The organism is Streptomyces sp. NPDC023838 (genome assembly GCF_040639555.1).
Lineage (GTDB): Bacteria > Actinomycetota > Actinomycetes > Streptomycetales > Streptomycetaceae > Streptomyces.
The window spans coordinates 1-26,262 of sequence record NZ_JBFAAD010000024.1 but is presented as its reverse complement, the minus strand read 5'-3'; the positions used below and the strand labels follow the sequence as shown (position 1 = coordinate 26,262).

General features: G+C 72.2%; 22 protein-coding genes and 1 pseudogene. 12 read left to right on the top strand and 11 right to left on the bottom strand.

The features are described 5' to 3' along the window. Window positions 1–140 precede the first annotated feature (140 nt). Window positions 141–2,840, top strand: coding sequence for an exo-beta-D-glucosaminidase (locus tag AB0G17_RS25720; protein WP_361387579.1), 2,700 nt, complete (start codon window positions 141–143; stop codon window positions 2,838–2,840). Here the strand turns inward: AB0G17_RS25720 and AB0G17_RS25715 are convergent. Together AB0G17_RS25715 and AB0G17_RS25710 are read right to left on the bottom strand one after the other, a co-directional pair. Continuing rightward, complete coding sequence (locus tag AB0G17_RS25715) at window positions 2,762–3,910, bottom strand: glycosyl hydrolase family 18 protein (protein ID WP_361387309.1); 1,149 nt, start codon at window positions 3,908–3,910, stop codon at window positions 2,762–2,764. The genes AB0G17_RS25720 and AB0G17_RS25715 overlap by 79 nt on opposite strands. Before the next feature lie 100 nt (window positions 3,911–4,010). Next, window positions 4,011–4,835: a TIGR02452 family protein gene (locus AB0G17_RS25710; protein ID WP_361387306.1), complete on the bottom strand. Its 825-nt coding sequence runs from the start codon at window positions 4,833–4,835 to the stop codon at window positions 4,011–4,013. Window positions 4,836–4,969: 134 nt separating this feature from the next. Here AB0G17_RS25710 and egtA point away from each other — a divergent pair, with 134 nt between their 5' ends. Genes egtA through egtD form a run of 4 tightly spaced genes read left to right on the top strand, consistent with a single transcriptional unit; the run spans window position 4,970 to window position 9,313 of the window. After that, on the top strand, window positions 4,970–6,223 hold the full coding sequence (egtA, locus tag AB0G17_RS25705) for an ergothioneine biosynthesis glutamate--cysteine ligase EgtA (RefSeq protein WP_361387303.1): 1,254 nt from the start codon (window positions 4,970–4,972) through the stop codon (window positions 6,221–6,223). Continuing rightward, the gene (gene egtB, locus AB0G17_RS25700; RefSeq protein WP_361387299.1) at window positions 6,220–7,551 is read left to right on the top strand and encodes an ergothioneine biosynthesis protein EgtB; all 1,332 of its coding nucleotides are present in this window, start codon (window positions 6,220–6,222) and stop codon (window positions 7,549–7,551) included. The genes egtA and egtB overlap by 4 nt, the downstream gene beginning before the upstream one ends. Continuing rightward, entirely contained in the window at window positions 7,551–8,330 is a 780-nt protein-coding gene (gene egtC, locus AB0G17_RS25695; RefSeq protein ID WP_361387296.1) for an ergothioneine biosynthesis protein EgtC, read from the top strand. Before egtB ends, egtC begins: the two co-directional genes overlap by 1 nt. Further along, entirely contained in the window at window positions 8,303–9,313 is a 1,011-nt protein-coding gene (gene egtD / locus AB0G17_RS25690; protein WP_361387293.1) for an L-histidine N(alpha)-methyltransferase, read from the top strand. Before egtC ends, egtD begins: the two co-directional genes overlap by 28 nt. On the opposite strand, the gene AB0G17_RS25685 is transcribed toward egtD, so the two are convergent. Next, on the bottom strand, window positions 9,291–10,544 hold the full coding sequence (locus AB0G17_RS25685; RefSeq protein ID WP_361387576.1) for an extracellular solute-binding protein: 1,254 nt from the start codon (window positions 10,542–10,544) through the stop codon (window positions 9,291–9,293). The genes egtD and AB0G17_RS25685 overlap by 23 nt on opposite strands. Window positions 10,545–10,785: 241 nt before the next feature. On the opposite strand from AB0G17_RS25685, the gene AB0G17_RS25680 reads away from it, so the two are divergent. Next, window positions 10,786–11,007, top strand: a complete 222-nt coding sequence (locus tag AB0G17_RS25680; RefSeq protein ID WP_361387290.1) for a dodecin — start codon at window positions 10,786–10,788, stop codon at window positions 11,005–11,007. Between the two features lie 54 nt (window positions 11,008–11,061). Here AB0G17_RS25680 and AB0G17_RS25675 read toward each other — a convergent pair whose 3' ends face one another. Continuing rightward, a complete protein-coding gene (locus AB0G17_RS25675) occupies window positions 11,062–11,550 on the bottom strand; it encodes a hypothetical protein (protein ID WP_361387287.1) in 489 nt (162 codons plus the stop codon). A gap of 47 nt (window positions 11,551–11,597) precedes the next feature. Between AB0G17_RS25675 and AB0G17_RS25670 the strand changes: the two genes are divergently transcribed. Together AB0G17_RS25670 and AB0G17_RS25665 are read left to right on the top strand one after the other, a co-directional pair. Next, window positions 11,598–12,617 (top strand): LLM class flavin-dependent oxidoreductase, encoded by a 1,020-nt coding sequence (locus AB0G17_RS25670; RefSeq protein ID WP_361387284.1) that lies wholly within the window; start codon window positions 11,598–11,600, stop codon window positions 12,615–12,617. 10 nt (window positions 12,618–12,627) lie between these two features. Further along, window positions 12,628–14,994, top strand: coding sequence for an excinuclease ABC subunit UvrA (locus AB0G17_RS25665; RefSeq protein WP_361387281.1), 2,367 nt, complete (start codon window positions 12,628–12,630; stop codon window positions 14,992–14,994). A 125-nt stretch (window positions 14,995–15,119) separates the two neighbouring features. On the opposite strand, the gene AB0G17_RS25660 is transcribed toward AB0G17_RS25665, so the two are convergent. From AB0G17_RS25660 to AB0G17_RS25650, 3 genes are read right to left on the bottom strand one after another with little or no spacing between them, the layout of a single operon-like run. Further along, a complete protein-coding gene (locus tag AB0G17_RS25660) occupies window positions 15,120–15,875 on the bottom strand; it encodes a succinate dehydrogenase/fumarate reductase iron-sulfur subunit (RefSeq protein WP_361387278.1) in 756 nt (251 codons plus the stop codon). Next, window positions 15,872–17,830, bottom strand: coding sequence for a fumarate reductase/succinate dehydrogenase flavoprotein subunit (locus tag AB0G17_RS25655; RefSeq protein WP_361387275.1), 1,959 nt, complete (start codon window positions 17,828–17,830; stop codon window positions 15,872–15,874). The genes AB0G17_RS25660 and AB0G17_RS25655 overlap by 4 nt, the downstream gene beginning before the upstream one ends. Further along, window positions 17,831–18,538 carry a succinate dehydrogenase gene (locus tag AB0G17_RS25650; protein WP_361387272.1) on the bottom strand — a complete coding sequence of 236 codons (708 nt, stop codon included), beginning with the start codon at window positions 18,536–18,538 and terminating at the stop codon, window positions 17,831–17,833. Window positions 18,539–18,620: 82 nt separating this feature from the next. Between AB0G17_RS25650 and AB0G17_RS25645 the strand changes: the two genes are divergently transcribed. Continuing rightward, window positions 18,621–19,508, top strand: coding sequence for a LysR substrate-binding domain-containing protein (locus AB0G17_RS25645; protein ID WP_361387269.1), 888 nt, complete (start codon window positions 18,621–18,623; stop codon window positions 19,506–19,508). 47 nt (window positions 19,509–19,555) lie between these two features. Here the strand turns inward: AB0G17_RS25645 and AB0G17_RS25640 are convergent, their stop codons facing one another. The 3 genes from AB0G17_RS25640 to AB0G17_RS25630 all read right to left on the bottom strand — a co-directional run bounded on the left by AB0G17_RS25640 (window position 19,556) and on the right by AB0G17_RS25630 (window position 23,751). After that, window positions 19,556–21,730, bottom strand: coding sequence for an EAL domain-containing protein (locus AB0G17_RS25640; RefSeq protein ID WP_361387266.1), 2,175 nt, complete (start codon window positions 21,728–21,730; stop codon window positions 19,556–19,558). Beyond that, complete coding sequence (locus tag AB0G17_RS25635; protein WP_361387263.1) at window positions 21,727–22,539, bottom strand: SAM-dependent methyltransferase; 813 nt, start codon at window positions 22,537–22,539, stop codon at window positions 21,727–21,729. Before AB0G17_RS25635 ends, AB0G17_RS25640 begins: the two co-directional genes overlap by 4 nt. A 240-nt stretch (window positions 22,540–22,779) precedes the next feature. After that, the gene (locus tag AB0G17_RS25630; protein WP_361387260.1) at window positions 22,780–23,751 is read right to left on the bottom strand and encodes an SCO0930 family lipoprotein; all 972 of its coding nucleotides are present in this window, start codon (window positions 23,749–23,751) and stop codon (window positions 22,780–22,782) included. A 228-nt stretch (window positions 23,752–23,979) separates the two neighbouring features. Between AB0G17_RS25630 and AB0G17_RS25625 the strand changes: the two genes are divergently transcribed. The 3 genes from AB0G17_RS25625 (at window position 23,980) to AB0G17_RS25615 (ending at window position 26,092) form a co-directional block, all read left to right on the top strand. Then, entirely contained in the window at window positions 23,980–24,534 is a 555-nt protein-coding gene (locus tag AB0G17_RS25625) for a hypothetical protein (protein ID WP_361387257.1), read from the top strand. A gap of 71 nt (window positions 24,535–24,605) precedes the next feature. Further along, complete coding sequence (locus AB0G17_RS25620) at window positions 24,606–25,370, top strand: hypothetical protein (protein WP_361387254.1); 765 nt, start codon at window positions 24,606–24,608, stop codon at window positions 25,368–25,370. Between the two features lie 179 nt (window positions 25,371–25,549). Beyond that, window positions 25,550–26,092, top strand: a complete 543-nt coding sequence (locus tag AB0G17_RS25615) for a hypothetical protein (RefSeq protein ID WP_361387251.1) — start codon at window positions 25,550–25,552, stop codon at window positions 26,090–26,092. Window positions 26,093–26,168: 76 nt separating this feature from the next. Here the strand turns inward: AB0G17_RS25615 and AB0G17_RS25610 are convergent. Beyond that, window positions 26,169–26,262 (bottom strand): annotated as a pseudogene (locus tag AB0G17_RS25610) (ABC transporter permease); the annotation flags it as partial.

Sequence of the window (26,262 nt, the reverse complement as noted above, 5' to 3'; positions counted from 1 at the left end):
TGCGAAGCGCGGCCGTCCGACCGGACCCCTGGGAGACCACCGTGTTCCACCGCCACCGCCACCGCCACCGCCACCGCCACCTCGCCCTCCGCATCCGCCGGAACACGGCCACGGCCGCCGCGCTCGGCCTTGTCCTCGCCCTGACCACCGGCGCCTCCCCCGCAACTCCCTCTCATCAAAGGACAGTTGCGCCCGCCTCGACGCCGCTCTCCGGGTACGCGATCCAGTCCACCGCCAAGGTCACCGACTCGGCGGCCGCCGTCTCCAGCCCCGGCTACCCGGCGAAGGGCTGGTACCCGGCCGGGCCCCGCTCCACCGTCCTCGCGGCCCTGCTCGCCTCCGGCACGTACGCCGACCCCTTCTACTCCACCAACCAGAAGAACATCCCCACCGCGGACTTCGCCGTCCCCTGGTGGTTCCGCTCGGACTTCACCGTCGCGGACACCTCCTCGCGTACGTATCTCGACTTCAGCGGGGTCATCTCGGCCGCCGACGTGTTCGTCAACGGGCAGCAGATCGCGGGGAAGGACGCGGTCACCGGCGCGTACACCCGTCATGAGCTGGACATCTCCTCGGTGGTGAGGTCCGGCACCAACACGGTCGCCTTCCGCGTCCAGCCCAACCACCCCACGAAGAACCTCACCATGGGGTGGATCGACTGGCTGCAGCCGCCGCCCGACGAGAACATGGGCATCGTCAGGGACGTGCTGGTGCGGCGCGGCGGCCCGGTCGCGCTGCGCGACGCGCACGTCGTCACCAGCCTCGCCGTGCCCTCTCTCGCGACCGCCGACCTGACGGTGAAGGCGCAGGCGCGCAACGACTCGGCGAGCACGGTCACCGCGACGGTCTCCGGCACGATCGGCGCGGTCTCCTTCAGCCAGGACGTGACGCTCGCCGCGCACGAGACGAAGACGGTCTCCTTCGCCCCGGCCGCCTACCCCCAGCTCCATCTGGCCTCGCCGCGCGTGTGGTGGCCGGCCGGAATGGGCGATCAGGCGCTGTACGGACTCGACCTGACCGCGTCGGTCTCCGGCGCCGCGTCCGACACCGCGCACGAGTCGTTCGGCATCCGCGACGTGAAGGCACCGCTCAACGCGGACGGCGCCCGGCAGTACTCCGTCAACGGCCGCCCGCTGCTGATCAAGGGTGGCGGCTGGTCCCCGGACGAGTATCTGCGCTGGGACCGCACCTATGTGGAGGACCGGCTCACGTACGCGCTCGACCTGGGCCTCAACACCATCCGGCTGGAGGGGCACATCGAGCCGGACGAGTTCTTCGACCTCGCCGACCGCTACGGCATCCTCACGCTCCCCGGCTGGGAGTGCTGCGACAAGTGGGAGGGCCAGGTCAACGGGAGCGAGGCGGGCGAGAAGTGGACGGCGGCGGACTACCCGGTCGCCAAGGCGTCGATGGCCGCCGAGGCCGCCCGGCTGCGCGACCACCCCAGTGTCATCTCGTTCCTCATCGGCAGTGACTTCGCCCCGGACAGGACGATCGAGAAGAACTACGTGGACGCGCTGCGGGCGGCCGACTGGCCGAACCCTGTGGTTGCCGCCGTCTCCGACAACTCCGCCCCGATCAGCGGCAGTTCGGGCATGAGGATGACGGGCCCGTACGACTGGGTGCCGCCCAACTACTGGTACAACAAACAGGAGGGCGGAGCCACCGGCTTCAACTCCGAGACCAGCGCGGGCCCCGACATCCCGACCCTGGACACCCTGCGCCGCATGATGTCACCGGCGGAGCTGGACACGCTCTGGAAAAGCCCGTCGGCCAAGCAGTACCACCGCTCCCCCTCCTCGGTCTTCGCCACCCTCAGCCTCTACGACGCGGCGCTGACCGGCCGCTACGGCCCCCCGAGCGGGCTGGACGACTATGTGCGCAAGGCGCAGCTCGCCCAGTACGAGAACGTGCGCGCGCAGTACGAGGCGTACGCCCGCAACGCCAAGGACGCCTCGAAGCCCGCGACCGGGGTCGTCTACTGGATGTTCAACAGCGGATGGACCTCGCTGCACTGGCAGTTGATGGACCGTTACCTGGATCAGGGCGGCGCGTACTTCGGCGCAAAGAAGGCGAACGAGCCGCTGCACATCCAGTACTCCTACGACGACCGCTCGGTCACCGTGGTGAACGGCAGGCACGCGCCGGTGTCCGGCCTCACGGCCCGGGTGACGCTGTTCAACACCGACGGAAGCCAGAAGTACGACAAGACGGCCACGGGTGTGGCCGTGGGCGGTGACGGGGCGAAGACGAGCGCGTTCACCGTGCCGGCGAGCGTGAGCGGCCTCTCCACCACCTACCTCGCCCGGCTCCTGCTGACCGACGCCACCGGCAAGGAGGTCAGCCGCAACGTCTACTGGCTCTCCACCAAGGCGGACGTCCTCGACTACGAGCACACCGACTGGTACTACACCCCCACCACCGCCTACGCCGATCTGAAGGGCCTGGGCGCCCTGGCGCGGGCGACGGTCACCGCCACCGGGACGACCGGCGCGGGCGCCGACGGCACCTCGACGACGACTGTCACGCTCAGCAACACCGGCACGGGCAGGACCCCGGCGCTGCTCACCGACGTCCACCTCGTGGACACCAACGGCGTCCCAGTCCTGCCCGTCCAGTGGTCCGACAACCAGGTCACGCTCTGGCCCGGCGAAACGACGACGCTGACCGCCACCTACCGGACCCTGGACCTGCACGGGTCCGCGCCCCGGCTGCGGGTCTCGGGCTGGAACACGCCGACGGTCACGGTCTCCGCCGCCGGTCAGGCCCTCGCCAGCACCGGCCACACCGCCGCGTCCTCGAAGTCCAGGGCCCACAGGGAGGTGTTCCGGACGCCGTAGCGGGCCAGGACCGGCAGGTCGGCCTCGATGCCCCGGGCGTCCTGGTACCAGACCTCGCGGGCGACGCCCTCCCCGTCGGTGTAGCCGAAGTGGGGCGTCATGGAGACCGGGTCGAGCGTGTACGGGACGCCCTCGGCCACGCGCAGGGCCTCCGCCTCCCGCATGGTGACGTGCCGGGCGGAGCCACCGCCGCCCGCGGGCCAGTCCCAGCCGTACGCGGGCAGGGCCATCTCGATGCGGGCGGGCGGGATCAGCGCGGTGGCCCGGCGCAGGATCTCCTCGTACCAGTCGACCCCGGCGAGCGGGCCGGGGTCGCCGCCCCTCGGGTGCCGGTCGTACGCCATGATCCTCACCCGGTCGGCGGCCCGGCCGATCGCCGCGTAGTCCCAGATGCGCCCGGTGGCCGCGGTCTGCGGCGACACGGTGCTGACGCAGCTCTTCGCCAGGGCGTGCAGGCGCCCGCAGAGCTCGGTGAGGAACGTGGCGTAGTCCGCCCGCACCGCGAGGTAGCCGGCGTCGCCGGTCGGGGCGATGGACTCGTAGTCGATGTCCAGGCCGTCGTAGGAACGGCTGCCCACCACGGTGAGCAGGGCCGTGATGTGGGCGGCGCGGCGGGCCGGGTCCGCGAGGATCGCGGCGAGGACGCCGGGTTTCATCGTCTCCATGACGGTGGGCACGACCGCGATCCCGGCCGCGTGCAGCCCGTCGACGACGCGCTGGGCGCCCGCACCCGGGTGGCCGTCGATCCGCTCGGCGCTGATCGCCTGGTACCAGAACGGGCTGACGGTGTGCAGCTGGGCCGCGTGGCGCAGGGCGTCCTGGTAGGCGCCCTCCTGGTCCCAGTACGGCAGCCAGGCGGAGACGGTACGGGGCGGCGCGGGGTCTGCGGCGGAGACCGTACGGGGCGGCGCGGCGTCTGCGGCGGAGACCGTACGGGGCGGCGCGGGGTCTGCGGCGGAGACCGTACGGGGCGGCGCGGGGTCTGCGGGGTCTGCGGCGGTCGTGGGCGGGGGCGCGGCGACGACGGCGAGGAGGGCGGCGAGCAGCGCCGTACAGACTCGGATGATCATGCCCCGAGCCTGGCCGCCGCCCGCCCGCCGGGCCCCGCTCACTGCGCCGTCCGGCGCAACCGGGACGCCGACACTCACTCCACGGCGGGCCTCGCGCCCCTCACGCCCGCGCGAACACCGTCTCGAAGGCCCGCAGGGTCCCCCGGTTCGCCGTGCGGTCCAGGACCGCGAAGACCACCTCGTCGAAGTGGCGCGCGAAGTGGCCCTCGCCGGTGAGGTGCGCGTGGAAGGCGGCAGCCACCCCGGCCGGGTCGTTGCGGAAGACTCCGCAGCCCCACGCGCCGAGCACGAGGCGCCGGTAGCCGCAGACGGCCGCGGTCTCCAGGACGCGCTCGGCGCGCCGCGCGAGCGCGTGCGGGATACGGTCCACCGCCTCCGGGGTGCGCCGGCGGATCACTCCCGCGTTGGGCGCGGGCGAGGTCAGGAAGCCCACCCGGAACGGCTCGTCCAGGAGCCGCCCCCGGTCGTCCCGGAAGACGGGCACACCCGGCGAGTGGATCACCCGGTCGGTGTAGAAGACATCGCGGTCGGCGCGGTGGTGCTCGTAGAATCCGGGCGCGCGCAGCAGCGTCGTATAGAGCGCGGAGGAGCGGCAGAGCGCCTCCTCCTGGGCCTGCGCCCCGTTCAGGAAGCCGCCGCCGGGGTTGCGCGCGGAGGCGAAGTTCAGCACGGCCACCTGCCCGGGGCCCTCGCCCACCAGCCGCCGGGCCGCCTCCAGGCTGCTCTCGCCGGTCACCGCGCATACGCTGGAACGGTCGGTGCCGGGCGTCACCGGCACCGGGTCGGGGCCGAAGAGCCGGGTTCCGTCGACGGCCGCCGCCAGCCAGGCGGCGATCGAGACCGTGGCCCCGGCGGACGTCCGGTACGCACCGGCTTCGGTGACGGCCACGGTGTGGCGCGCGAGGTCGCGCAGTCGTGCACTCATATTTAGCATCGTTGACGCCAGGAGAACACTCCCGCAACATACTTTCCGTCCGGATGGGCACTCTTGTGCGAGAAGACGGCAGTGGCTTAGGTGGGACAGTGCACCGAAAAGGCCCCCGAGTCGGGGAAGCGACCATGCTGACCAAACAGTTCACCGAAACGGAGGCGGACGATCTCCTTCGATGTATCTGCTTCAAGAACGGCCCTCCTCGCGCCATCGGCGTGGAAGTGGAATGGCTCGTCCATGATCTGCACGACCCCCACCTACCCGTTCAGCACGACCGACTCGCCGCCGCCTACGCCTCGTTAAGGGCACTGCCCCTGCGGTCGGCACTCACCGTCGAACCCGGCGGCCAGCTGGAGCTCAGCTCGCTTCCCGCCGCTTCCCTCATGGAGTGCATCGACTCCGTGGCGGCCGATCTGACGGCCGTCCGGGCCGCTCTTCGCGCCAGGGACCTCACTCTCACCGGGCTCGGCCAGGAGCCGTGGCAGCCGCCGCGCCGCTTCCTGCACGACCCCCGGTACGACGCCATGGAAGCCCACTTCGACCGGACGGGCCCGGCCGGGCGGGCCATGATGTGCGCCTCGGCCTCCGTCCAGGTCTGCCTCGACGCCGGGTACGCGGAGCCGGGCCCGCTCGGCTTCGGGCGCCGCTGGCGGCTGGCCCATCTGCTCGGCGCGGTCCTGGTGGCCGCGTTCGCCAACTCGCCCTTGCAGGAGGGCAGACGCACCGGCTGGCGCTCCGCCCGGCAGGCGGTGTGGACGGAGATCGACCCGGTACGGGCGCTCGCCCCGCCGCTGGACGCCGAGCCCCGGGCGGCCTGGGCCGCGCACGTCCTGGACGCGCCGGTGATGTGCGTCCGGTCCGCCGACGGCCCGTGGGACGCGCCGGAGGGGCTCACCTTCCGGGAGTGGCTGCGCACCGGCAAGCCGCGCCCGGCCACCCGCGAGGACCTCGACTACCACCTGACCACGCTCTTCCCGCCGGTGCGGCCGCGCGGCCACCTGGAGCTGCGCATGATCGACGCACAGCCCGGCGAGGACGGCTGGATCGTCCCGCTCGCCGTGACCACCGCGCTCTTCGACGACCAGGAAGCGGCCGAGACCGCCTATCGTGCCGTCAAATCCCTTGCCGAGCGGGCGGGTTCACCGCCCGCGCCGCGCAACCCGCTCTGGGTCGACGCGGCCCGCTCCGGGCTCACCGATCCCGAACTGCGGGAGGCGGCCGAGATCTGCTTCGCGGCCGCGCTCGACGCGCTGCCCCGGCTCGGCGCCACCACCGAGGTCCAGGAGGCGGTCGCCGCCTTCCGGGACCGCCATGTCGCACGGGGCCTCTCTCCCGCGGACACCTCGTTCGCGCTCGCCCCCGGGAAGGACACCTCCTCATGACCGGCCCCGAACCGACCGGAGCGGCCCTCACCGACCCGGAGGCGCTGCGCCGGCGCGCCCTGGCCGCGCTCACCGCCGCGCGGGCGCGCACCGCCACGCTCACCTCGTGCGTCGACGACCACGACCTCACCGCCCAGCACTCGCCCCTGATGTCGCCGCTGGTCTGGGACCTCGCGCACATCGGCAACCAGGAGGAGCAGTGGCTGCTGCGGGCCGTCGCCGGGCGGGACGCGATGCGCCCGGAGATCGACTCGCTGTACGACGCGTTCGAGCACCCTCGCGCCAGCCGGCCCTCCCTGCCGCTGCTCTCCCCCGCCGAGGCGCGCCGGTACGCGGCCGAGGTGCGCGGCCGGGCCCTCGACGTCCTGGAGACCACTCCACTGGAGGGCGGCCCCCGCCTCGTCGACGCGGGCTTCGCCTTCGGGATGATCGCCCAGCACGAACAGCAGCACGACGAGACGATGCTGATCACCCATCAGCTCCGCAAGGGCCCGGCGGCGCTCTCCGCCCCCGAGCCGCCGAGCGGCTCCGCCGCGGACCTGCCCACCGAAGTCCTCGTCCCCGGCGGCCCGTTCACCATGGGCACCTCGGCCGAGCCGTGGGCCCTGGACAACGAGCGTCCGGCCCACCACCGCATCGTCCCGGCCTTCCACCTCGACACCACCCCGGTGACCTGCGGTGCGTATCTGCGGTTCATCGAGGACGGCGGCTACACCGACGAGCGCTGGTGGGAGCCCAAGGGCTGGGCCATGGTCCGCCGGCACGAGCTGACGGCTCCGCTGTTCTGGCGCCGCGAGGGCGGCCAGTGGCTGCGCCGCCGGTTCGGGGTGACCGAGCCCGTACCGCTCGACGAGCCGGTGCTCCATGTGAGCTGGTACGAGGCGGACGCGTACGCCCGCTGGGCCGGGCGGCGGCTGCCCACCGAGGAGGAGTGGGAGAAGGCGGCCCGGCACGACCCGGCCACCGGCCGCTCCCGGCGCTACCCGTGGGGCGACGCCGACCCCACCTCCGACCACGCCAACCTGGGCCAGCGCCATCTGCGCCCGGCCCCCGCCGGGGCCTATCCGGCGGGCGAGTCACCGCTGGGTGTACGGCAGTTGATCGGTGACGTGTGGGAGTGGACGTCCAGCGACTTCATGCCCTACCCGGGCTTCGTGGCCTATCCGTACCGGGAGTACTCGGAAGTGTTCTTCGGGCCCGACCACAAGGTGTTGCGCGGCGGTTCGTTCGCCGTGGACCAGGTGGCCTGCCGGGGCACCTTCCGCAACTGGGACCTTCCGGTGCGGCGGCAGATCTTCGCCGGGTTCCGGACCGCGAGGGATGCCTGATGTGCCGTCATATCGCCTTTCTGGGCGAGCCGTTGACGCTCGGTGAGCTGCTGGTGAGCCCGCCGCACGCGCTGTACCGGCAGTCCTGGGCGCCGCGTCGGCAGCGGTACGGGACGGTCAACGCCGACGGCTTCGGGGTCGGCTGGTACGCCGAGGGCGACCCGGTGCCGGGCCGCTACCGCCGTCCGGGGCCGATCTGGGCCGACCCGTCCTTCGCGGACCTGGCCCGGGTGGTGCGCACCGGCGCGCTGCTCGCGGCGGTCCGGGACGCCACCGAGCCGAGCGCGGACGGCGAGGCCGCGGCCGCGCCCTTCGCCGCCGGCAACTGGCTGTTCAGCCACAACGGGGCCATCAGGGGCTGGCCCGGCTCCCTCGCGCCGCTCGCCGCCACCCTGCCGGCCGAGGAGCTGCTGCGCCTGGAGGCGCGCTGCGACTCCGCGCTGGTGTGGGCCCTGCTGCTGCACCGGCTGCGGGCGGGTGACGAGATGGGCCGGGCGCTGGCCGAGACGGTGACCGAGGTCGCCGAAGCGGCCCCGGGCTCACGGCTGAACCTGCTGCTCACCGACGGCGCGACGATCGCCGCCACGGCCTGGGGCGACACCCTGTGGTACCTGGTCCGGCCGGGCCACCGCACGGTCGTCGCCTCGGAGCCCTACGACGACGATCCGCTCTGGCACGAGGTCCCCGACCGCACCCTGCTGGTCGCGACCCGTACCGACCTCGTACTGACCACCCTCAAGGAGCCTTCCTCGTGCACGAGTCCCACCCGTTCCAGCTGACCCGCACCCTGCCCGAGGACGCCACCGGGGCCGCGCTGCGCGCCGACGTGCTGCACGGGCTGACGGGTACGCCCAAGACCCTGCCGCCCAAATGGTTCTACGACGCCCGGGGAAGCGAGCTGTTCGAGGAGATCACCCGCCTCGACGACTACTACCCCACCCGCGCCGAGCGGGAGATCCTCACCCAGCGGGCCGCCGAGATCGCGGCCGCGTCCGGAGCCCGCACCCTGGTGGAGCTCGGCTCGGGCTCCTCGGAGAAGACCCGGCTGCTGCTCGACGCGCTGCCGGACCCGCTCACGTACATCCCGGTGGACGTCAGCGAGAGCGCGCTGACCGGGGCCGCCAAGGCGCTGATCGAGGAGCGGCCGGCGCTCGCGGTGCACGCGCTGATCGCCGACTTCACCCGGCCGCTCCACCTGCCCGCCACTCCGGGGCCGCGTCTGGTGGTCTTCCTCGGCGGCACGATCGGCAATCTGCTGCCCGCCGAGCGCACGGAGTTCCTGGCGTCCGTCGCCGCGATGATGGAGCCGGGCGACAGCTTCCTGCTCGGCACCGACCTGGTGAAGGAGGAGTCGGTCCTGGTGCGGGCGTACGACGACGCGCGGGGGGTGACGGCCGAGTTCAACAAGAACGTGCTGGCCGTCATCGACCGCGAGCTGGGCGCCGACTTCGACCTCGACGACTTCGCGCACGTGGCGCGCTGGGACGCCCGCAACGAGTGGATCGAGATGCGGCTGCGCGCCCGCGCCGACCTCACCGTGAAGATCCCCGAGCTGGACCTCGTCGTCCGCTTCGAGGAGGGCGAGGAGCTGCGGACCGAGATCTCGGCGAAGTTCCGGCGCGAGGGCGTACGGGCCGAGCTGGCGGCCGCCGGGCTGACGGCCACCCACTGGTGGACCGACGCCGACGGCCGCTTCGCGCTGTCGCTCGCGACCGCTGGCCCGGCCGCGGACGCCCCCGTCAGGGGAACAGCAGCGAGCTGATCCGCGCGGAGGCCGTACTGGCCGCCGTCTTCGGGTCGGCTCCCGTGAGCACGGCGGTCATGTACGGCTTGATCGGGTTGTCGGCCTCGACGGCGGCCCACTGGGGCGAGTTGGGCGTGGCCCTGCCGCGGGCCGCGCCCTGCGCCATCGCGGCCGTGCCCGCCTGGTTCTCCACGGCGGCCGCGAGCGCGGGCTTGTTCGGTACGTAACTCATGGTGGCGGCGAGGTCCTGCTGCCACTTCTCCCCGGCGAGCGCCTTGACCACCTCCACGGCCTCGGTGCGGTGCGCGGACCGCTTGGGCACGATGAGGTCCGAGCCGCCGGTGAAGACCGCGCCCGGCTGGGCCGCGGTCTTGCCGGGGATGGGGAAGTAGCCGAGCTTGTCGGCGAGGGCGGGGTTGGCCTTCTGGACGGCCTTGGCGGTGCCGGGGACGGCGATGATCTGGGCGACCTTGCCCTTGGCGAAGACCTCGGCCTGCGGGGGCGTGGCCTCGTCGGCGTTCTTGGGGCCGTCGCCGAGCGCCTGGAGGCGGCGGTAGAAGTCCATGCCGCGCAGGGCCGCGGGGGTGGCGAGGGTGCCGGTCCACTCCCCGGCGCTCTCCTGGGCGAGCTCGCCGCCCTCGTCCCAGACGAACCCGGCGAGGGTGTACCAGTCCTGTCCGGCGAGGTAGACGCCCTGGGTGGCACCGGTGTTCAGCTTCTCGGTGTCGCTGAGCCACTCGGCGCGGGTCTTCGGGGTCTTGGTGATGCCGGCCGCGTCGAACAGGTCCTTGTTGTAGATGACGACGCGGTTCGCCGCGTACCAGGGGATTCCGTACTGCACCCCGTCGACCTTGCCGGGTTCGGCGAGGCCCGGCAGCCAGTCCTTGCTGCCCCAGTCGCGCAGCGACTCCAGGGTGAGGTCGAGCAGCCCGCCGCTCGCCGCGTACTGGGAGACCTGGGTGTTGCCGACCTCGATGACGTCGGGCGCCTCGCCCGTCCTGAGGGCGGTGGTGACCTTCTGGCCGATGCCGGTCCACTCCTGGATCCGTACGTCCAGCCTGACCGAGCGGTGTTCCTTCTCGAACTCGTCGGTGAACCGCTGGATGAAGTCGTCGGAGGCGCTGTCCTTCATCAGCCACACGGTGACGGCGGTGGTGGAGTCCCCGCCCACGCCCGGCAGCGCGCCGCAGCTGCCGAGTGCGAGGGCCGTGACGAGCACGACGGGGGCATGGAGGAAGCGGTTCTTCACGGAGGTCACCTTCTGCGTCATGGCACGGGCAGTCATGACCCGACGTGGGGAAAGCGCAGACGGCTCTTCTGGGGGGAAAGCGCTGTCGGCTAGTTCGGGTGCGGCCGATTTTGGTCTGTACCAATGGACCGGTCAAGCCCCATTACGGAACCGAGGCCGCACCCCTGCCCGGCCCGACGCCTCGCGAACCGGCGCGAGGTGGGGCACGGTGGAGGGACGCGACGAAGAGGAGTGCACCTCCATGTCCAACCACACGTACCGCGTCACCGAGATCGTCGGCACCTCCCCCGAGGGCGTCGACCAGGCCATTCGCAACGGCGTCGCCCGCGCCTCGCAGACCCTGAGGAATCTCGACTGGTTCGAGGTCACTCAAGTGCGCGGCCAGATCGCCAACGGGCAGATCGAGCACTACCAGGTCGGCCTCAAGGTCGGATTCCGGCTGGACGACGACCAGGAGGTGTGACGGCCGGGAAGCGCGACGGCCGGGGCCGGGCGGGGTCCGCTCGGCCCCGCCCGCTCAGGTCCGGCCCTCCCGCTCCTGCGCGTCCTTCAGCGCCTCGGACGGCACCGCCCAGCGCGCCCGTACGACCCGGAACCCCGCCCGCTCGGCGGCGTCGCACACCAGCTCGTCGTCGTCCACCAGCATCCGCACCTCGCGGCCGGAGCCGAGCCGGCGCAGGAGCTCCAGCTTGGTGGTGCGGGCGGGCCTGCGGTCGGCGTTGGGGCGCATGTGGAGCGTCCCGTCGGGCAGGCCCTGCGCGGCCAGCCACGCCCGGGTGTCCCGGCGGCACCGCTCGGGGCGGCCGGTGAGATAGACGACCTCGCACTCCTCGGCGGCCGCCAGGCACAGCGCGACGCCCTCGGCCAGCGGCGGATCGGCCGGGGCGGCGGCGAAGAAGGCGGCCCAGTCGCGCTTGGCGCCCTCCAGGAAGTGCTGGCGGTGACCGCTGTCCGAGAGCGTGCCGTCCAGGTCGAATACGGCCAGTGGCCTGCTGTTCCCAGTCATGCGCCCACCCTAGGGAATCCTGGCGCGGCACAGACGTTGAACGGTGTGTGAGCTCAGTGATCGCTTCCACGCGCTTCTCCGTCCTGGACCGCTCCCGCATCCGCGCGGGACACGACGGCCCGCGGGCACTGCGGGACACCGTGGCGTTCGCGCAGGAGGCCGAGCGGCTCGGCTACCACCGCTTCTGGGTCTCGGAGCACCACAGCGTGCCCGGCGTCGCGGGCTCCGCGCCGACCGTGCTCGCCGCGGCCGTCGCCGCCGCGACCTCGACGATCCGGGTCGGCACGGGCGGGGTGATGCTCCCCAACCACCAACCGCTCGTGGTGGCCGAGCAGTTCGGGGTGTTGGAGTCCCTCTTCCCCGGCCGCATCGACATGGGCCTGGGCCGCTCGGTCGGGTTCACGGACGGCATCCGCAGGGCGCTCGGGCGCGGCAAGGAGGACGCCGACGACTTCGCGGCCCAGCTCACCGAGCTGCTCGGCTACTTCGACGGTACGCAGCGGGTCCATCCGCAGGTGCACGCCCGCCCCGCCGAGGGGCTGCGGGTGCCCGCGTTCGTCCTCGCCACCGGGCAGGGCGCCCGGCTCGCCGCCGAGGCCGGTCTCGCCCTGGTCATCGCCAATGTGCGCGGCGAGGACGCGATGCTGCGCGCCATCGACGACTACCGCGACGCGTTCCGCCCGTCCGCGCTGAACGACCGCCCGTACGTGGTGGTCTCCGGCACGGTCGCCCTGGCCGGGACCACCGAGGAGGCGCGCCGCATCCTGCTGCCCGAGGCCTGGTCGACGGCGCACTCGCGCACCCGGGGCGAGTTCCCGCCGCTCTCCCCGGCCGAGGAGATCCTGGCGTTGGCGATGACCGACCGGGAGCGCGGGTTGTACGAGGAGGCGCTGCGCGGCCAGATCCACGGCACCGAGGACGAGGTCGCGGACGCCCTGGAGAAGCTGCTCTCGCGCAGCGCGGCGGACGAGTACCTGGTCACGACCAGTACATACGACCGGGGCGCGATGCTGGACTCCTACCGGCGCCTCGCCCGGCTCGCGGGCCTGACCAGCGAGCCCGCCTAGAATTTCCGGTATGCGAAGCCCCGCCGGACCCAGCGAGACCGACCGCGCCCACGACCCGTACGTACGCGTGCGAGGGGCGCGCGAGCACAATCTGCGCGGCGTCGACGTGGACATCCCCCGGGACGCGCTCGCGGTCTTCACCGGTGTCTCCGGGTCGGGAAAGTCCTCGCTCGCCTTCGGGACGATCTACGCGGAGGCCCAGCGGCGCTACTTCGAGTCGGTGGCTCCGTACGCGCGGCGGCTGATCCACCAGGTGGGCGCGCCCAAGGTCGCGGAGATCTCGGGGCTGCCGCCGGCCGTCTCGCTGGAGCAGCGGCGCTCGTCCCCGACCTCGCGCTCCTCGGTCGGCACGGTCACCACGCTCTCCAACTCGCTGCGGATGCTCTTCTCCCGCGCGGGCACCTACCCTCCGGGCGCCGCGCGTCTGGACTCGGACGCCTTCTCGCCGAACACGGCCGCCGGCGCCTGCCCCGAGTGCCACGGCCTGGGCCGCGTCCACCGCACCAGCGAGGAGCTGCTCGTCCCCGACCCTTCGCTGTCCATCCGCGACGGCGCCATCGCGGCCTGGCCGGGCGCCTGGCAGGGCAAGAACCTGCGCGATGTGCTCGACACACTCGGGTACGACGTCGGCCGGCCCTGGCGCGAGCTCGACCCGGCGGACCGCGAGTGGATCCTGTTCACGGACGAGCAGCCGGTGGTCACCGTGCACCCGGTGCGCGAGGCGGGCCGCATCCAACGTCCGTACCAGGGCACGTACATGAGCGCCCACCGCTATGTGATGAAGACCTTCGCCGAGAGCAAGAGCCCCACGCTGCGGACGAAGGCCGAGCGGTTCCTGACCAGCGCCGACTGCCCGGTCTGCGGCGGCAGCCGGCTGCGACCCGAGGCACTGGCGGTCACTTTCGCGGGCCGCACCATCGCGGAGCTGGCCGCGCTCCCCCTCAACTCCCTTGCCGACGTGCTGCGTTCGGGCGACGCCGGCCCCACGGCCGAGGTCCTGACGGCCGACCTGCTGAGCCGGATCGACCCCGTCACCGAGCTCGGCCTCGGCTATCTCAGCCTGGACCGGACCGCCCCCACCCTCTCCGCCGGGGAGCTGCAGCGGCTGCGGCTGGCGACCCAGCTGCGGTCGGGGCTCTTCGGGGTGGTGTACGTCCTGGACGAGCCGTCGGCGGGGCTGCACCCGGCCGACACGGAGGCCCTGCTCACGGTCCTGGACCGGCTGAAGGCGGCCGGGAACTCGGTGTTCGTCGTCGAGCACCACCTCGACGTGGTGCGGCACGCCGACTGGCTGGTGGACGTGGGTCCGCACGCCGGGGTGCACGGCGGGCAGGTGCTGCACAGCGGGCCGCCGCACGCGCTGGCGGAGGTGGCCGAGTCGCAGACCCGCCGCTTCCTTTTCGACACGGCTCCCGCGGCCGTACGCGAGGTGCGCGAGCCGTCCGGGTGGCTGAAGGTGGGCCCGGTGACCCGGCACAATCTGCGGGGGCTGACGGCCGAGCTGCCGCTGGGCGTCTTCACCGCGGTGACCGGTGTCTCGGGCTCCGGGAAGTCCACGCTGGTGGGCGAGGTCACGGAGGAACTTCCGGGTGTCGGGCGGCTGGTGACGGTCGATCAGAGGCCGATCGGCCGCACGCCCCGGTCCAACCTCGCCACGTATACCGGCCTCTTCGACGTCGTACGCAAGCTCTTCACCGCCACCGAGGAGGCGCGGGCACGCGGCTACAAGGCGGGGCGGTTCTCCTTCAACGTCCCGGGCGGGCGCTGCGAGACCTGCCAGGGCGAGGGCTTCGTCTCGGTGGAGTTGCTGTTCCTGCCGAGTACGTACGCGCCCTGCCCGGACTGCCACGGCGCTCGGTACAACCCCGAGACACTGGAGGTCACCCACCGGGGCCGCACCATCGCCGAGGTGGTCGATCTGACGGTGGAGGCGGCCGCGGAGTTCTTCGCCGACACCCCGGCCGCCGCACGCAGCCTGACCGCGCTGCTCGACGTGGGCCTGGGCTATCTGCGCCTGGGCCAGCCAGCCACCGAGCTCTCGGGCGGCGAGGCCCAGCGCATCAAGCTGGCGACCGAGCTCCAGAGGGTACGGCGCGAGCACACCCTGTACCTGCTGGACGAGCCCACGACCGGGCTGCACCCGGCCGATGTCGAGGTGCTGCTGCGCCAGTTGCACGGCCTGGTCGACGCGGGCCACTCGGTGGTGGTCGTCGAGCACGACATGAGCGTGGTGGCGGGGGCCGACTGGGTGGTCGACCTCGGGCCGGGCGGCGGCGACGAGGGCGGCAGGATCGTGGCGGCGGGCCCACCGCGCGAGGTCGCGTCGGAGGGTGTCGGGCGCACGGCCCCGTATCTGGCGAAGGCGCTCGACGGCTGACGCCCGACCGCACTCTCGGCGCCACGACCGCCGCGAGCGCCCTCGCCCCCGGCGACCACAACGCCGCAGGGCCCGTCTCCGCCGCCATCGACCCGCCGACCTTCAGCGGCTGGTTGTCGTACCGCTCAGCGGCCGACCTTCCGCGCCTTCCTGGTCGCCCGCAGCCACTCCTTGTTCATCGCCGCGATCGACGGCAGCGGGATGCCCTTGGGGCAGGCGGTGGCGCACTCTCCGGTGAGGGTGCAGCCGCCGAAGCCCTCCGCGTCCATCTGGCCGACCATGTCGAGCACCCGGGTCTCGCGTTCGGGCGCGCCCTGCGGCAGGACGTTGAGGTGGTTGACCTTGGCGGAGGTGAAGAGCATGGCCGAGCCGTTGGGGCAGGCCGCCACGCACGCGCCGCAGCCGATGCACTCGGCGTGCTCGAAGGCGAAGTCGGCGTCCGGCTTGGGCACCGGTGTCGCGTGCGCCTCGGGCGCGGCCCCTGTCGGGGCGCTGATGTAGCCGCCCGCCTGGATGATCCGGTCGAAGGCCGAGCGGTCCACCACCAGGTCCTTGACGACCGGGAAGGCGGCCGCCCGCCACGGCTCGACGTCGATGGTGTCGCCGTCCCGGAACGCCCGCATGTGCAGCTGGCAGGTGGTGGTGCGCTCCGGCCCGTGCGCGTCGCCGTTGATCACCAGGCTGCACGCGCCGCAGATGCCCTCGCGGCAGTCGTGGTCGAAGGCGACCGGGTCCTCTCCGTTGAGGATGAGCTCCTCGTTGAGCGTGTCGAGCATCTCCAGGAAGGACATGTCGGCCGAGATGCCGTTCACTTCGTACGTGGACATCGCTCCGTCGGCGTCGGCGTTCTTCTGCCGCCAGACGCGCAGGGTGAGCTTCATGCGTAGCTCCGCTGGGTGGGGTGGACGTACTCGAAGACGAGGTCTTCCTTGTGCAGGACGGGGGCGGCGCCGGTCCGCGTGAACTCCCAGGCGGCGGCGTACGAGAACTCCTCGTCGCGCCGGGCGGCCTCGCCGTCCGGGGTCTGGGACTCCTCGCGGAAGTGGCCGCCGCAGGACTCGGCGCGGTGCAGCGCGTCGAGGCACATGAGCTCGGCGAGCTCCAGGTAGTCGACGATGCGGTTGGCCTTCTCCAGCGACTGGTTGAACTCCTCGCCGGTGCCCGGGACCTTGATGCGGCGCCAGAACTCCTCGCGGATCTCCGGGATCCGCTCCAGCGCCTTGCGCAGCCCCTCCTCGGTGCGGGCCATTCCGCAGTACTCCCACATCAGTTCACCGAGCTCGCGGTGGAAGGAGTCGGGGGTGCGGTCGCCGTCGACCGCGAGCAGCAGGTTGAGCCGGTCCTCGGTCTCCGCGACGGCTTCGGCGACCGCCGGGTGGTCGGCGGTGACCGGTTCCTGGTGCGGGTTGCGCGCCAGGTAGTCGTTGATCGTGGAGGGGAGCACGAAGTAGCCGTCCGCCAGGCCCTGCATCAGGGCCGAGGCGCCGAGCCGGTTGGCGCCGTGGTCGGAGAAGTTGGCCTCCCCGATGGCGAAGAGGCCCGGCACGGTGGTCTGGAGGTCGTAGTCGACCCACAGCCCGCCCATCGTGTAGTGCACGGCGGGATAGATCCGCATCGGCACCTCGTACGGGTTCTCGGCGGTGATCCGCTCGTACATCTCGAAGAGGTTGCCGTACTTCTCCTCGACCTTGTCGCGCCCCATCCGCGCGATGGCGTCCGCGAAGTCGAGGTAGACGCCCTGGCCGCCGGGGCCCACCCCGCGCCCCTCGTCGCAGACGTTCTTGGCGGCGCGCGAGGCGATGTCGCGCGGGACGAGGTTGCCGAAGGAGGGGTAGATCCGCTCCAGGTAGTAGTCGCGCTCGTCCTCGGGGATCTCGGCCGCCGGGCGGGTGTCGCCCTTGGCCTTCGGCACCCAGATCCGGCCGTCGTTGCGCAGTGACTCGCTCATCAGGGTGAGCTTGGACTGGTGCTCGCCGGTGCGCGGGATGCAGGTGGGGTGGATCTGGGTGAAGCACGGGTTGGCGAAGTAGGCACCGCGCCGGTGGGCCCGCCACACGGCGGTGGCGTTGGAGTTCATGGCGTTGGTGGAGAGGTAGAAGACGTTGCCGTAGCCGCCGCTGGCGAGCACCACCGCGTCCGCGAAGTAGGTGTCGACGCGGCCGGTGACCAGGTCGCGGGCGACGATGCCGCGCGCCCGGCCGTCCACCACGATCAGGTCCAGCATCTCGGTGCGGGGGTGCAGTTCGACGTTGCCGGCCGCGATCTGCCGCGACAGCGCCTGGTAGGCGCCCAGCAGCAGTTGCTGGCCGGTCTGGCCGCGTGCGTAGAACGTACGGGAGACCTGGACTCCGCCGAAGGAGCGGGTGTCGAGGAGGCCGCCGTACTCGCGCGCGAAGGGCACGCCCTGCGCCACGCACTGGTCGATGATCTCGACGGAGATCTGCGCCAGGCGGTGGACGTTGGACTCGCGGGCCCGGAAGTCGCCGCCTTTGACGGTGTCGTAGAAGAGGCGGTGGATGGAGTCGCCGTCGTTGCGGTAGTTCTTGGCCGCGTTGATGCCGCCCTGGGCGGCGATGGAGTGGGCGCGGCGCGGTGAGTCCTGGAAGCAGAACTGGACGACGTGGTAGCCCTGTTCGGCCAGGGTCGCTCCGGCCGAGCCGCCCGCGAGGCCGGTGCCGACGACGATGACGGTGTGCTTGCGGCGGTTGGCCGGGTTGACCAGCTTCGCCTCGAAGCGGCGGGTGTCCCATCGCTCGGCGACGGGTCCGGCGGGCGCCTTGGTGTCGGCGATCGGCTCGCCGAGCGCGTAGCGCGTGTAGTCGTTGGATGAGGTCATTCAGCTCACCACTCCGGTCATGACGGCGACGGGGACGGAGATGAATCCGATGGTCAGCACCAGCGCGAGGACGTTGGCCAGGGTCTTGAGGACCCGGTCGCGGGCCGCGTTGCCGGCGCCGAGGGTCTGGGCGGCGCTCCAGAAGCCGTGCTGGACGTGGAGGCCGAGGGCGAGCATCGCCACGATGTAGATGGTGTTGCCGTACCAGGTGGAGAAGGTGTCCACGACGTTCTGGTACGGGTGGCCGGACTGGAAGCCGCCGGAGTGCACGGTGCCGGTGGTCAGGTCGAGGACGTGCCAGACGATGAACAGCCCGAGGATGATCCCGCCCCAGCGCATGGTGCGGGTGGCGTAGCTCGCGCGGGGGCGCCGGTGCACGTACTGGCTGGGGCGCGCCTTGATGTCGCGGCGGCTCAGCTGGTACGCGGAGACCGCGTGCGCGACCACGGCGGCGACCAGCACCACCCGGATGATCCAGAGCGCCCACTCGTGGTGCAGGAACGGCTCGCCGATGGTGCGCAGCCAGTGCGCGTACCCGTTGAAGTCGCCCGCTCCGAAGAAGATCTTGAGGTTGCCGAACATGTGGACGGCCAGATACGTCAGCATGATCAGGCCGCTGACGGCCATGACGGCCTTCTTGCCGACGGTCGAGTCCCACACGGTGCGTGTCAAGGACGGTTTTCGGTCCGTCCGCGTTGCCAGAGCCATGCCATAGACGCTAGGGCCCGGGGAACCAAGAGGTCCAAGACATGAATACGCTCATTTCCATAGCCATGGCCTATGATGAACCATGCAGTTCCAGCAGCTCCTGTACTTCGTGGCCGTCGCGGAGACCCGCCACTTCACCCGCGCCGCCGAGCGGGTCCATGTCTCGCAGCCCTCGCTCTCCCAGCAGATCAGGGCACTGGAGAAGGAGCTGGGGGCCGAGCTGTTCAGCCGCGCCCGGGGCAACATCGCGCTGACCGACGCGGGCGAGGCACTGCTGCCACTGGCCCGCCGCATCCTCGCCGACGCGGACACCGCCCGGATCGAGGTGCAGGAGCTGGCGCAGCTGCGGCGCGGCCGGGTGCGGCTCGGCGCCACCCCGAGCCTGTGCACCGGCCTGCTGCCGGACGTGCTGCGCGCCTTCCACGACCGCCATCCCGGGATCCAGCTCCTGATCGAGGAGGGCGGCTCGCACGATCTCGTACGGGAGCTGGCGCGCGGCGCGCTCGACCTCGCCCTGGTGGTCCTGCCGCTGCCCCCCGGCTCCCCCGCGCTGACCACCGTCGAGCTCTTCCACGAGGATCTGGTGGTGGTCTCGGCCGCCGCCGAACCCGCGCCCGGCAGCGGCGGGCGGGTCCACGTCCGCGATCTGCGCGACGCGCCGCTCGTCATGTTCCGGCACGGCTACGACCTGCGCGAGCTCACCGTGGGGGCCTGCCGCGCGGAGGGCTTCGAGCCGGTGTTCACGGTCGAGGGCGGCGAGATGGACGCGGTGCTCGGTTTCGTACGGGCCGGGCTCGGCATCGCGGTGGTGCCGAGCATGGTGGCGGCGCGGGCGGGCCGCGATCTGCGGGTGACCCCGCTGGCCCGCCCGGGCCTGCGCCGCACGATCGCCCTCGCCCACCGCAGCGACGTGGACCCGCCGCGCGCCGCGAGGGAGTTGCAGCGGGTCCTGCTGCGGGTCGGGGTCTGACCCGCGCCCGGCCGGGGCCGGGCCCCGGCCCTCGGCATCGGTTCAGGTCAGACGGCGTCGGTCAGGGCCAGTGAGTGAATGCGGTCCGGGGCGCCCGGGCGGGCGTAGTACCAGCCCTGGGCCGTGTCGCAGCCCAGCTCGCGCAGCTGCTCGGCCTGCGCCCCGGTCTCCACGCCCTCGACGGTCACGGCCAGTTGCAGGCTGTGGGCCAGGGACACGATCCCCTCGACGATCTTGATGTCGACCGGATCGGCCGGGTGCTGCTGCATGGACTGGGTGAACGAGCGGTCCAGCTTCAGCACGCTCACCGGAAGCCGGCGCAGGTTCGCCAGGTTGGAGTAGCCGGTGCCGAAGTCGTCGAGCGCGATGTCCACGCCCATGTCCGCGAGCTGGCGCAGCGGCTTGAGGAGGTCGTCGTCGGCGCCGATCAGCGCGGACTCGGTGACCTCCAGGCACAGCGCGCCCGGCTCCAGACCGGACCGCTCGAGCACCTCCACCGTGTCGGCCACCAGACCGGGGTGGTGCAGCTGCGTCGGCGAGAGGTTCACGTTGATCCGCAGCGGGCCGCCGGCCCGCGAGCCCGGGTGGAGCTCCTGCCAGAACCTCGCCTGGCGTACGGACTCGGCCATCACCCAGCGGCCGAGCGGCACGATCAGACCGGTGTGCTCGGCGAGCGGGATGAACCGGTCAGGGCCGAGCACGCCGTGCTGCGGATGCGACCAGCGCACCAGCGCCTCCGCCCCGTGCACACTGCCGTCGACGAGGTGCACCAGCGGCTGGTACTCGATGAAGAACTCACCGCGCTCCAGGGCGGCCGGCAGCGCGTTGGTGAGTCCATGGCGGGTGATCGCCCGGGCGTCGGCCTCCGGGTCGGCCCGCTCGAAGCGGTTGCCGCCCGCCGCCTTGGCCCGGTACATCGTGATGTCGGCGCTGCGCAGCACCTCCGCCGCGCCCCGCTCGCCCGCCGGGCCCTCGACCACGCCGATCGAGCCGCGCACGGTGAGCTCCCGGCCCTCCAGGCGGATCGGGGCGGAGAGCACGTTGAGGATGCGGGAGGCGAGCTCGTCGACCTCGCGCAGGGTGTCGGTGCCGGTGGTCAGCGCCACGAACTCGTCGCCGCCGAGCCGCGCCACCATCTCGCCGGGCCCGGTCGCACAGCTCTGCAGCCGGTCGGCGACCTCCACCAGGAGCCGGTCGCCCGCCGAGTGGCCGAGGCTGTCGTTGACCGCCTTGAAGCCGTCGAGGTCGAGGTAGCAGAGCCCGAAGCGCCTGCCGTCGCCGGCCGCGAGCGCCTTGTCGAGCCGCTCGAAGAACAGGGTGCGGTTGGGCAGGCCGGTCAGGGCGTCGTGGGTGGCCTCGTAGCGCAGGCGCAGATTGAGCAGCCGCCGCTCGGTGGTGTCCTCCAGGAGGGCCAGCTGGTACTGCGGGCGGCCCTCGGCGTCGCGCAGCAGCGAGACCGTCAGATTGGTCCACAGGACGGTGCCGTCACCGCGGTAGTACGGCTTCTCGACCCGGTAGTGGTCGCGCTCGCCCCGGACCAGCTCCTCGTAGAGCTTCCAGACCTGCGGCGCGTCCTCGGGGTGCACCCACTCGCTGACGTTGCGGCTGCGGATCTGCCCCTCGACGCCGCCGAACATCCGGGTGAGGGTCTCGTTGACCTCCAGGACGCGGCCTTCGAGGTCGGCGATCCCGATGCCGACGGCGGCGCCCTCGAAGATCGCCCGGAACCGGGCCTCGGTGGTGTGCAGGGCCTCCTCGGCGGCGCTGCGCGCGGAGAGCGCGGAGCGGGCGATGGCCTCCTGCTCGCGCAGGGTGCGTTCGCGCAGCGCCTGGGCGAACCCGGCGGCCAGCGCGTGCTGGAGGCGGGCGCACCGGGCCCGGGCCTCCTCGGCCCGCAGCTCGCCGCCCGTACCGCAGTACAGGACGAGATAGGAGTCGACCACGCCGAGCGTACGGCTGAGCGCGTCCGGGTCCGTGCAGTGGACGCCGACCAGGCCGGCGCCGATCTCGTGCGCGGGCGCCGGGTCGAAGTGGCGGCGGTGCAGCGCCTCGATGAGCCGGCGGGCCAGCGGCAGCAGATGGCGCTCGAACTCGGGGCGGGTCAGCGACGTGGCGGTCACCGGGAAGATCGCCCGGCTCCAGATCGTGGCGAACCGTCTGAGCCTGGACTCCGGGCCGTCGGGATCGAGGAGCTGCCCGTCCGACTGGATCGGGGTGCTCACGCTATGCGTCCCACGCCGGCGAACCCCGAGAAGGCATAGGGGTCTTCCTGCTCCGGCGAGGACTCCGGGCGCCACATCGGCATCTGCACCAGTCCGGGCGCGACCATCTCGAACCCGTCGAAGAAGGTGGCGATCTCCTCGCTCGTCCGCATGACCAGCGGGTTGCGGATGTTGCGGTAGACGCCCACCGCGCCGCCCGCCCGGTCCTCGCTCAGCGGGGTGCCCTCGTACGCGGCGTGGGTCAGGATCAGCAGGCTGCCGGGGGCGAGCGCGTCGCGCAGCTCGGCGACGGCGGCGCGCGGGTCGTCCGCGTCCTCCACGAAGTGCAGGACCGCGACCAGCAGCAGCGCGACCGGCCGGTCCAGGTCGAGCAGCCGGCTCACCTCGGAGCTGCCGAGGATGTCCTGCGGCTTGCGCAGATCGGCGGCGAGCACGCCCGCCCGCTCGTTGCCCTCCAGGACGGCCCTGCTGTGCGCGACGGCGACCGGGTCGTGGTCGACGTAGACGACCCGGGCCTCGGGGGTGGCGTTCTGGGCGACCTCGTGGACGTTGCCGAACGTCGGGATGCCCGAGCCGATGTCCAGGAACTGCGTGATTCCCTCATCCAGGGCGAAACGGACCGCCCGCCGCATGAACGCCCGGTTCGCCTGCATCACCTTGGGCAGCCCGGGGATGAACTCCATGGCCTTGCGCGCGGCTTCCCGGTCGACCTCGAAATTGTGCGAGCCGCCCAGGTAGTAGTCGTAGATGCGGGACACACTCGGCACCGAGATGTCGATGCCCGTAGGGGCCCAGGCAGGACGCTCCATCTATGTCTCCAACGACTCGCCGCGGGGGGATGTGGTGGCCATGTGCATGGTCAGTGTTCGAGCTGAGGCTACTGATCGTCAGCCAGGAGGGCGAGTAAAAACGGAAAATGCCGATCCGTTATTGGTCACACACAAGTTCGGTCACATCTTCCCGAACGGGCCCCGCATCTCCCCGAACGCACGTCGAACCCGCCACCGCGCGGGGGACACGGTGACGGGCCGACGGCCTTGGGAGGGGGGTTACTTGGCGGTTGCGATCAGCTTTCCCTCGGGCGACACGGCCCACCAAGTGCCGCCCACGCCCTGGCCGTTGGTGTCACCGGGCTTGCTGTCGCCGGAGTAGGTGTAGACCGGCCAGCAGTTGATGGACTGCTGCTTGACGCCGTCGGGCCGGTTGAAGGTGACGAAGCCCTTCTGGATGATGCCCTCGGTGTCCTTCTTGTCGACCGGCGCGACCACCGGCCACTTCTTGAGGCAGTCCCCGGTGCAGGCCGACTTCATGGGCCAGGCGGAGTCCTTCTTGAACCGGTAGACGGTCATCCCCCGGGCATCGACGATGATCTTGCCGAGCTTGGGGTCGTTTCGGACCGACAGGCCCGGCAGGCTCGGCTCCTGCTCCCCGCCTCCGGAGCTGTCCGCCGAGGCCACCGCCTTCTTGCCGTCGGGGGCCGAGGCGTGCCAGGTGCCGCCCACGCCCTGCCCGGTGGCGTCGCCGGGCTTGGCGTCCTTGGTGTACCGGTACATCGGCCAGCCGGCGATCGTCAGCTGCTTGCTGCCGTCGGTGCGGGTGACCTCACCGATGAGGCTCGCGTCGGTGCCGGGGGCGGCGGTGACGCTGCCGGCGGGCACGGCCGGCCACAGCTTCGCGCAGTCGCCGTCGCAATTCGACTTCGGCGGACTCGCGGTGTCCTTGTCGAAGCGGTAGAGCGTGAACCCGGCGCTGTCGGTCACCACCTTGCCGAGTTCCTTGCTGTCCCACACCGCGAGCTGCCCGGCCGACTTGGCGGCCGTCTGGGAGGCCGAGCCGTTGGCCGAGCCGTAGCCGCCGTCCCCGTATCCGTATCCGGTGTCGCTGCCGGCCGCCGGGGCGGCGTTGCCGACCGGCTGGCCCTTGGGCGAGGCACTTCCCTTGTCCTGACCGCACGCCGTCGCCGTGAGTGCCAGTACTGCCGCCGCCGTCACCGCGAGCGAGGCGTTGCGCCAGGTTGCCATGTCAACTCCCGTTGATTGTCTGCTTCTTGTGGCGCCTGGGTGCGCCTTTCATGGCCCTAGGTACGCGTGACGGCCCCCGGAGCGTTCAACTCCTGCGAAAGAATTTTCCCGCCGCCGCCGAACCGCCCCCGATCGGTTCCAAACGCAAACCCGGCCAACCTCCCCCCATCAGGCGAATCCACGCCGGTCTCATGGCAGAGCGGCCCGCCGGGCCGGATGATCCTCGGCGTGCACGTACCCCAGTTGGCCCAACGGCTGCTCTCGGCCGCCGCTCTCGCCCTGCTGCTGACCGGCCCCGCGCCGTACGCGCGCGCGGACGCCTGCGCGTACGCCTCGGTCTCGGGCGGTGCCGGGGACGACTGGGCGGTGGCGATCGCCGGGGGCGGCATCTGTACGCCGTCGCCTGCGCCACCCACGCCGAAGCCGCCGGAACCCAAACCGCCCGAGCCCAAGCCCCCGGCGCCCAAGCCCCCGCCGGCGCCGCCGCCCGCCCCGCCGAAACCGGCCCCGCCCGCGCCGCCGGCCCCGCCTGCGCCGCAGCCCCCGAAGCCGCGTCCGGTGGCGCCCGCACCGACCGAGCCGGCTCCTCCGCCGCCGCCCGCGCCGACGCCGCCCAGCCCGTCGGCCACTCCGCCGCCGCGGCTGCGTCCCGTCGCCCTGCCCGCGTACCGCAGGCCGCCTCGGAAGAAGGCCGCGCCGGGGCTCTCCCCGGTGACGCTGACCCTGCTGATCACGGCGCCCGCGGTGGTCGCCGTCGCGGTGCTCCGCTCCCGCTCGCACTAGCCGTCCGCCCCCGCCCGCCCCGTCCGTGCCGCGCGGCGCCGTTCCGCTTCTCCCCCGTCGGAGGTTCCCCCTTGAAGGACTGGATCGTCCTCGTCATCGCGATGGCCGCCGCCTGCGCGGTCGTGCTGACCATCGTCGTCGTCAACCACCGCCGCATCGGGGAGGACGACGACCCCTCCCAGACCCCGGACGTCATGGAGTACATGACGATGATGATGGGAGTGGTGTACGCGATCGTCCTCGGCCTCGCCATCGCGGGCGTCTGGGAGGCCCGTGGCGCCGCCTCGGAGACCGTCCGCCAGGAGGCGCAGGCGCTCCACGAGGTGAGCGAGCGCGCCCAGGTCTACCCGGGCCCGGTCCGCGAGCGCATCCGCGCCGACGTCGACTCGTACGTCACCTACGTCGTCCGCTCCGAGTGGCACCACATGGAGGTCAAGGGCGAGCTCGGCGACAAGGGCGCGGTCCTGCTCTCCCAGCTGCGCCGGGACGTGACGGACTACCAGCCCAAGAACGACCACGAGGGCCAGGCGTACCAGCCGCTGGTCGACCAGGTGGCGGCCGTCGACGACGCCCGCACCACGCGCGGGCAGGGCGCCGGGGCCACCATGCCGGGGGTCGTCTGGTTCGGGCTGATCACCGGGGCCGTGGTGACCGTTGGCCTGATCTTCACGCTCCAGATCCGCCGCACCGGGCGCGAGCTGCTGCTCGCCGGGCTGTTCAGCGTGCTCATCGCCTTCCTGCTCTTCCTGATCTGGGACTTCGACGCCCCGCTCGGGCGGGGCCTGTCGGCGACCGCGGCGCCGTTCCACGACCTCTTCCCCGAACTGTTCAGTTGACCGAAATCACCGGTGACACCCCGGCAGGTCCGCCGGGTGGGGGAACGGAATGCCCCATTCGCCGGACACCGATCGCGGTCGGCGCCGCCCACTCCTAGCGTGTCGGGCATCGAGGTGCATTTCCCGATTTTTGTGGAAAACAGTTCCGCAGTGCTCCTCGGGGACCCGGAGGATTGTCCATGGGCGCGATACGCATTGCATCCGCCACCCTGCTCGGCGCCGCGGCTCTCTCCCTCGCCACCCCCGCGGCGGCCCTGGCCGCCGACGGCGGCGGCGCGCACGGCAGCAACTTCACGTCGTTCGGGTTCAGCGTGACCCCCTCCACCATCGCCCCCGGCGGTAGCGTCACGCTGAACGTCACCGGGTGCTCCTCCACCGCCACCGCCTCCTCCGGCGTCTTCAACACGGTGACCATCTCGCCGAACAGCTCCACGACGGCCCAGGTCGACTTCAACGCCCGGCGCGGTGCCACCTACACCGTGGCGTTCACGTGCGGCGGCGAGCGGGGTACCACCGATCTCACGATCGCCGGCGGTTTCCCGACGCCACGGCCCACCACCAGGCCCACCATCAGCACCACCACCGCGCCGTCGCGCGGCGTGCGGGGCGGCCTCGGCGGCGCCTCGGACGGCATCGACAAGGGCGAGATCGCGATCGGCCTGGCACTCGTCGCCGTGGCCGGCGGCGGCTTCATGTTCTATCTGCGCCGCCGGGACAGCTAGACCCAGAACAGTCCAAGCGCGAGAACGTCCGGCACCGACGCCGCGAACCGCCCGTCGCCCCGAGTCCTGGCCAGGAGGCGGCCTCCATGATGAACGGCGCCTGGATGTAGAAGCTCGACGCACCCACCAGGCGCATGATGCCGGTCTCGCGCCGTCTGCTGAACGCGGAG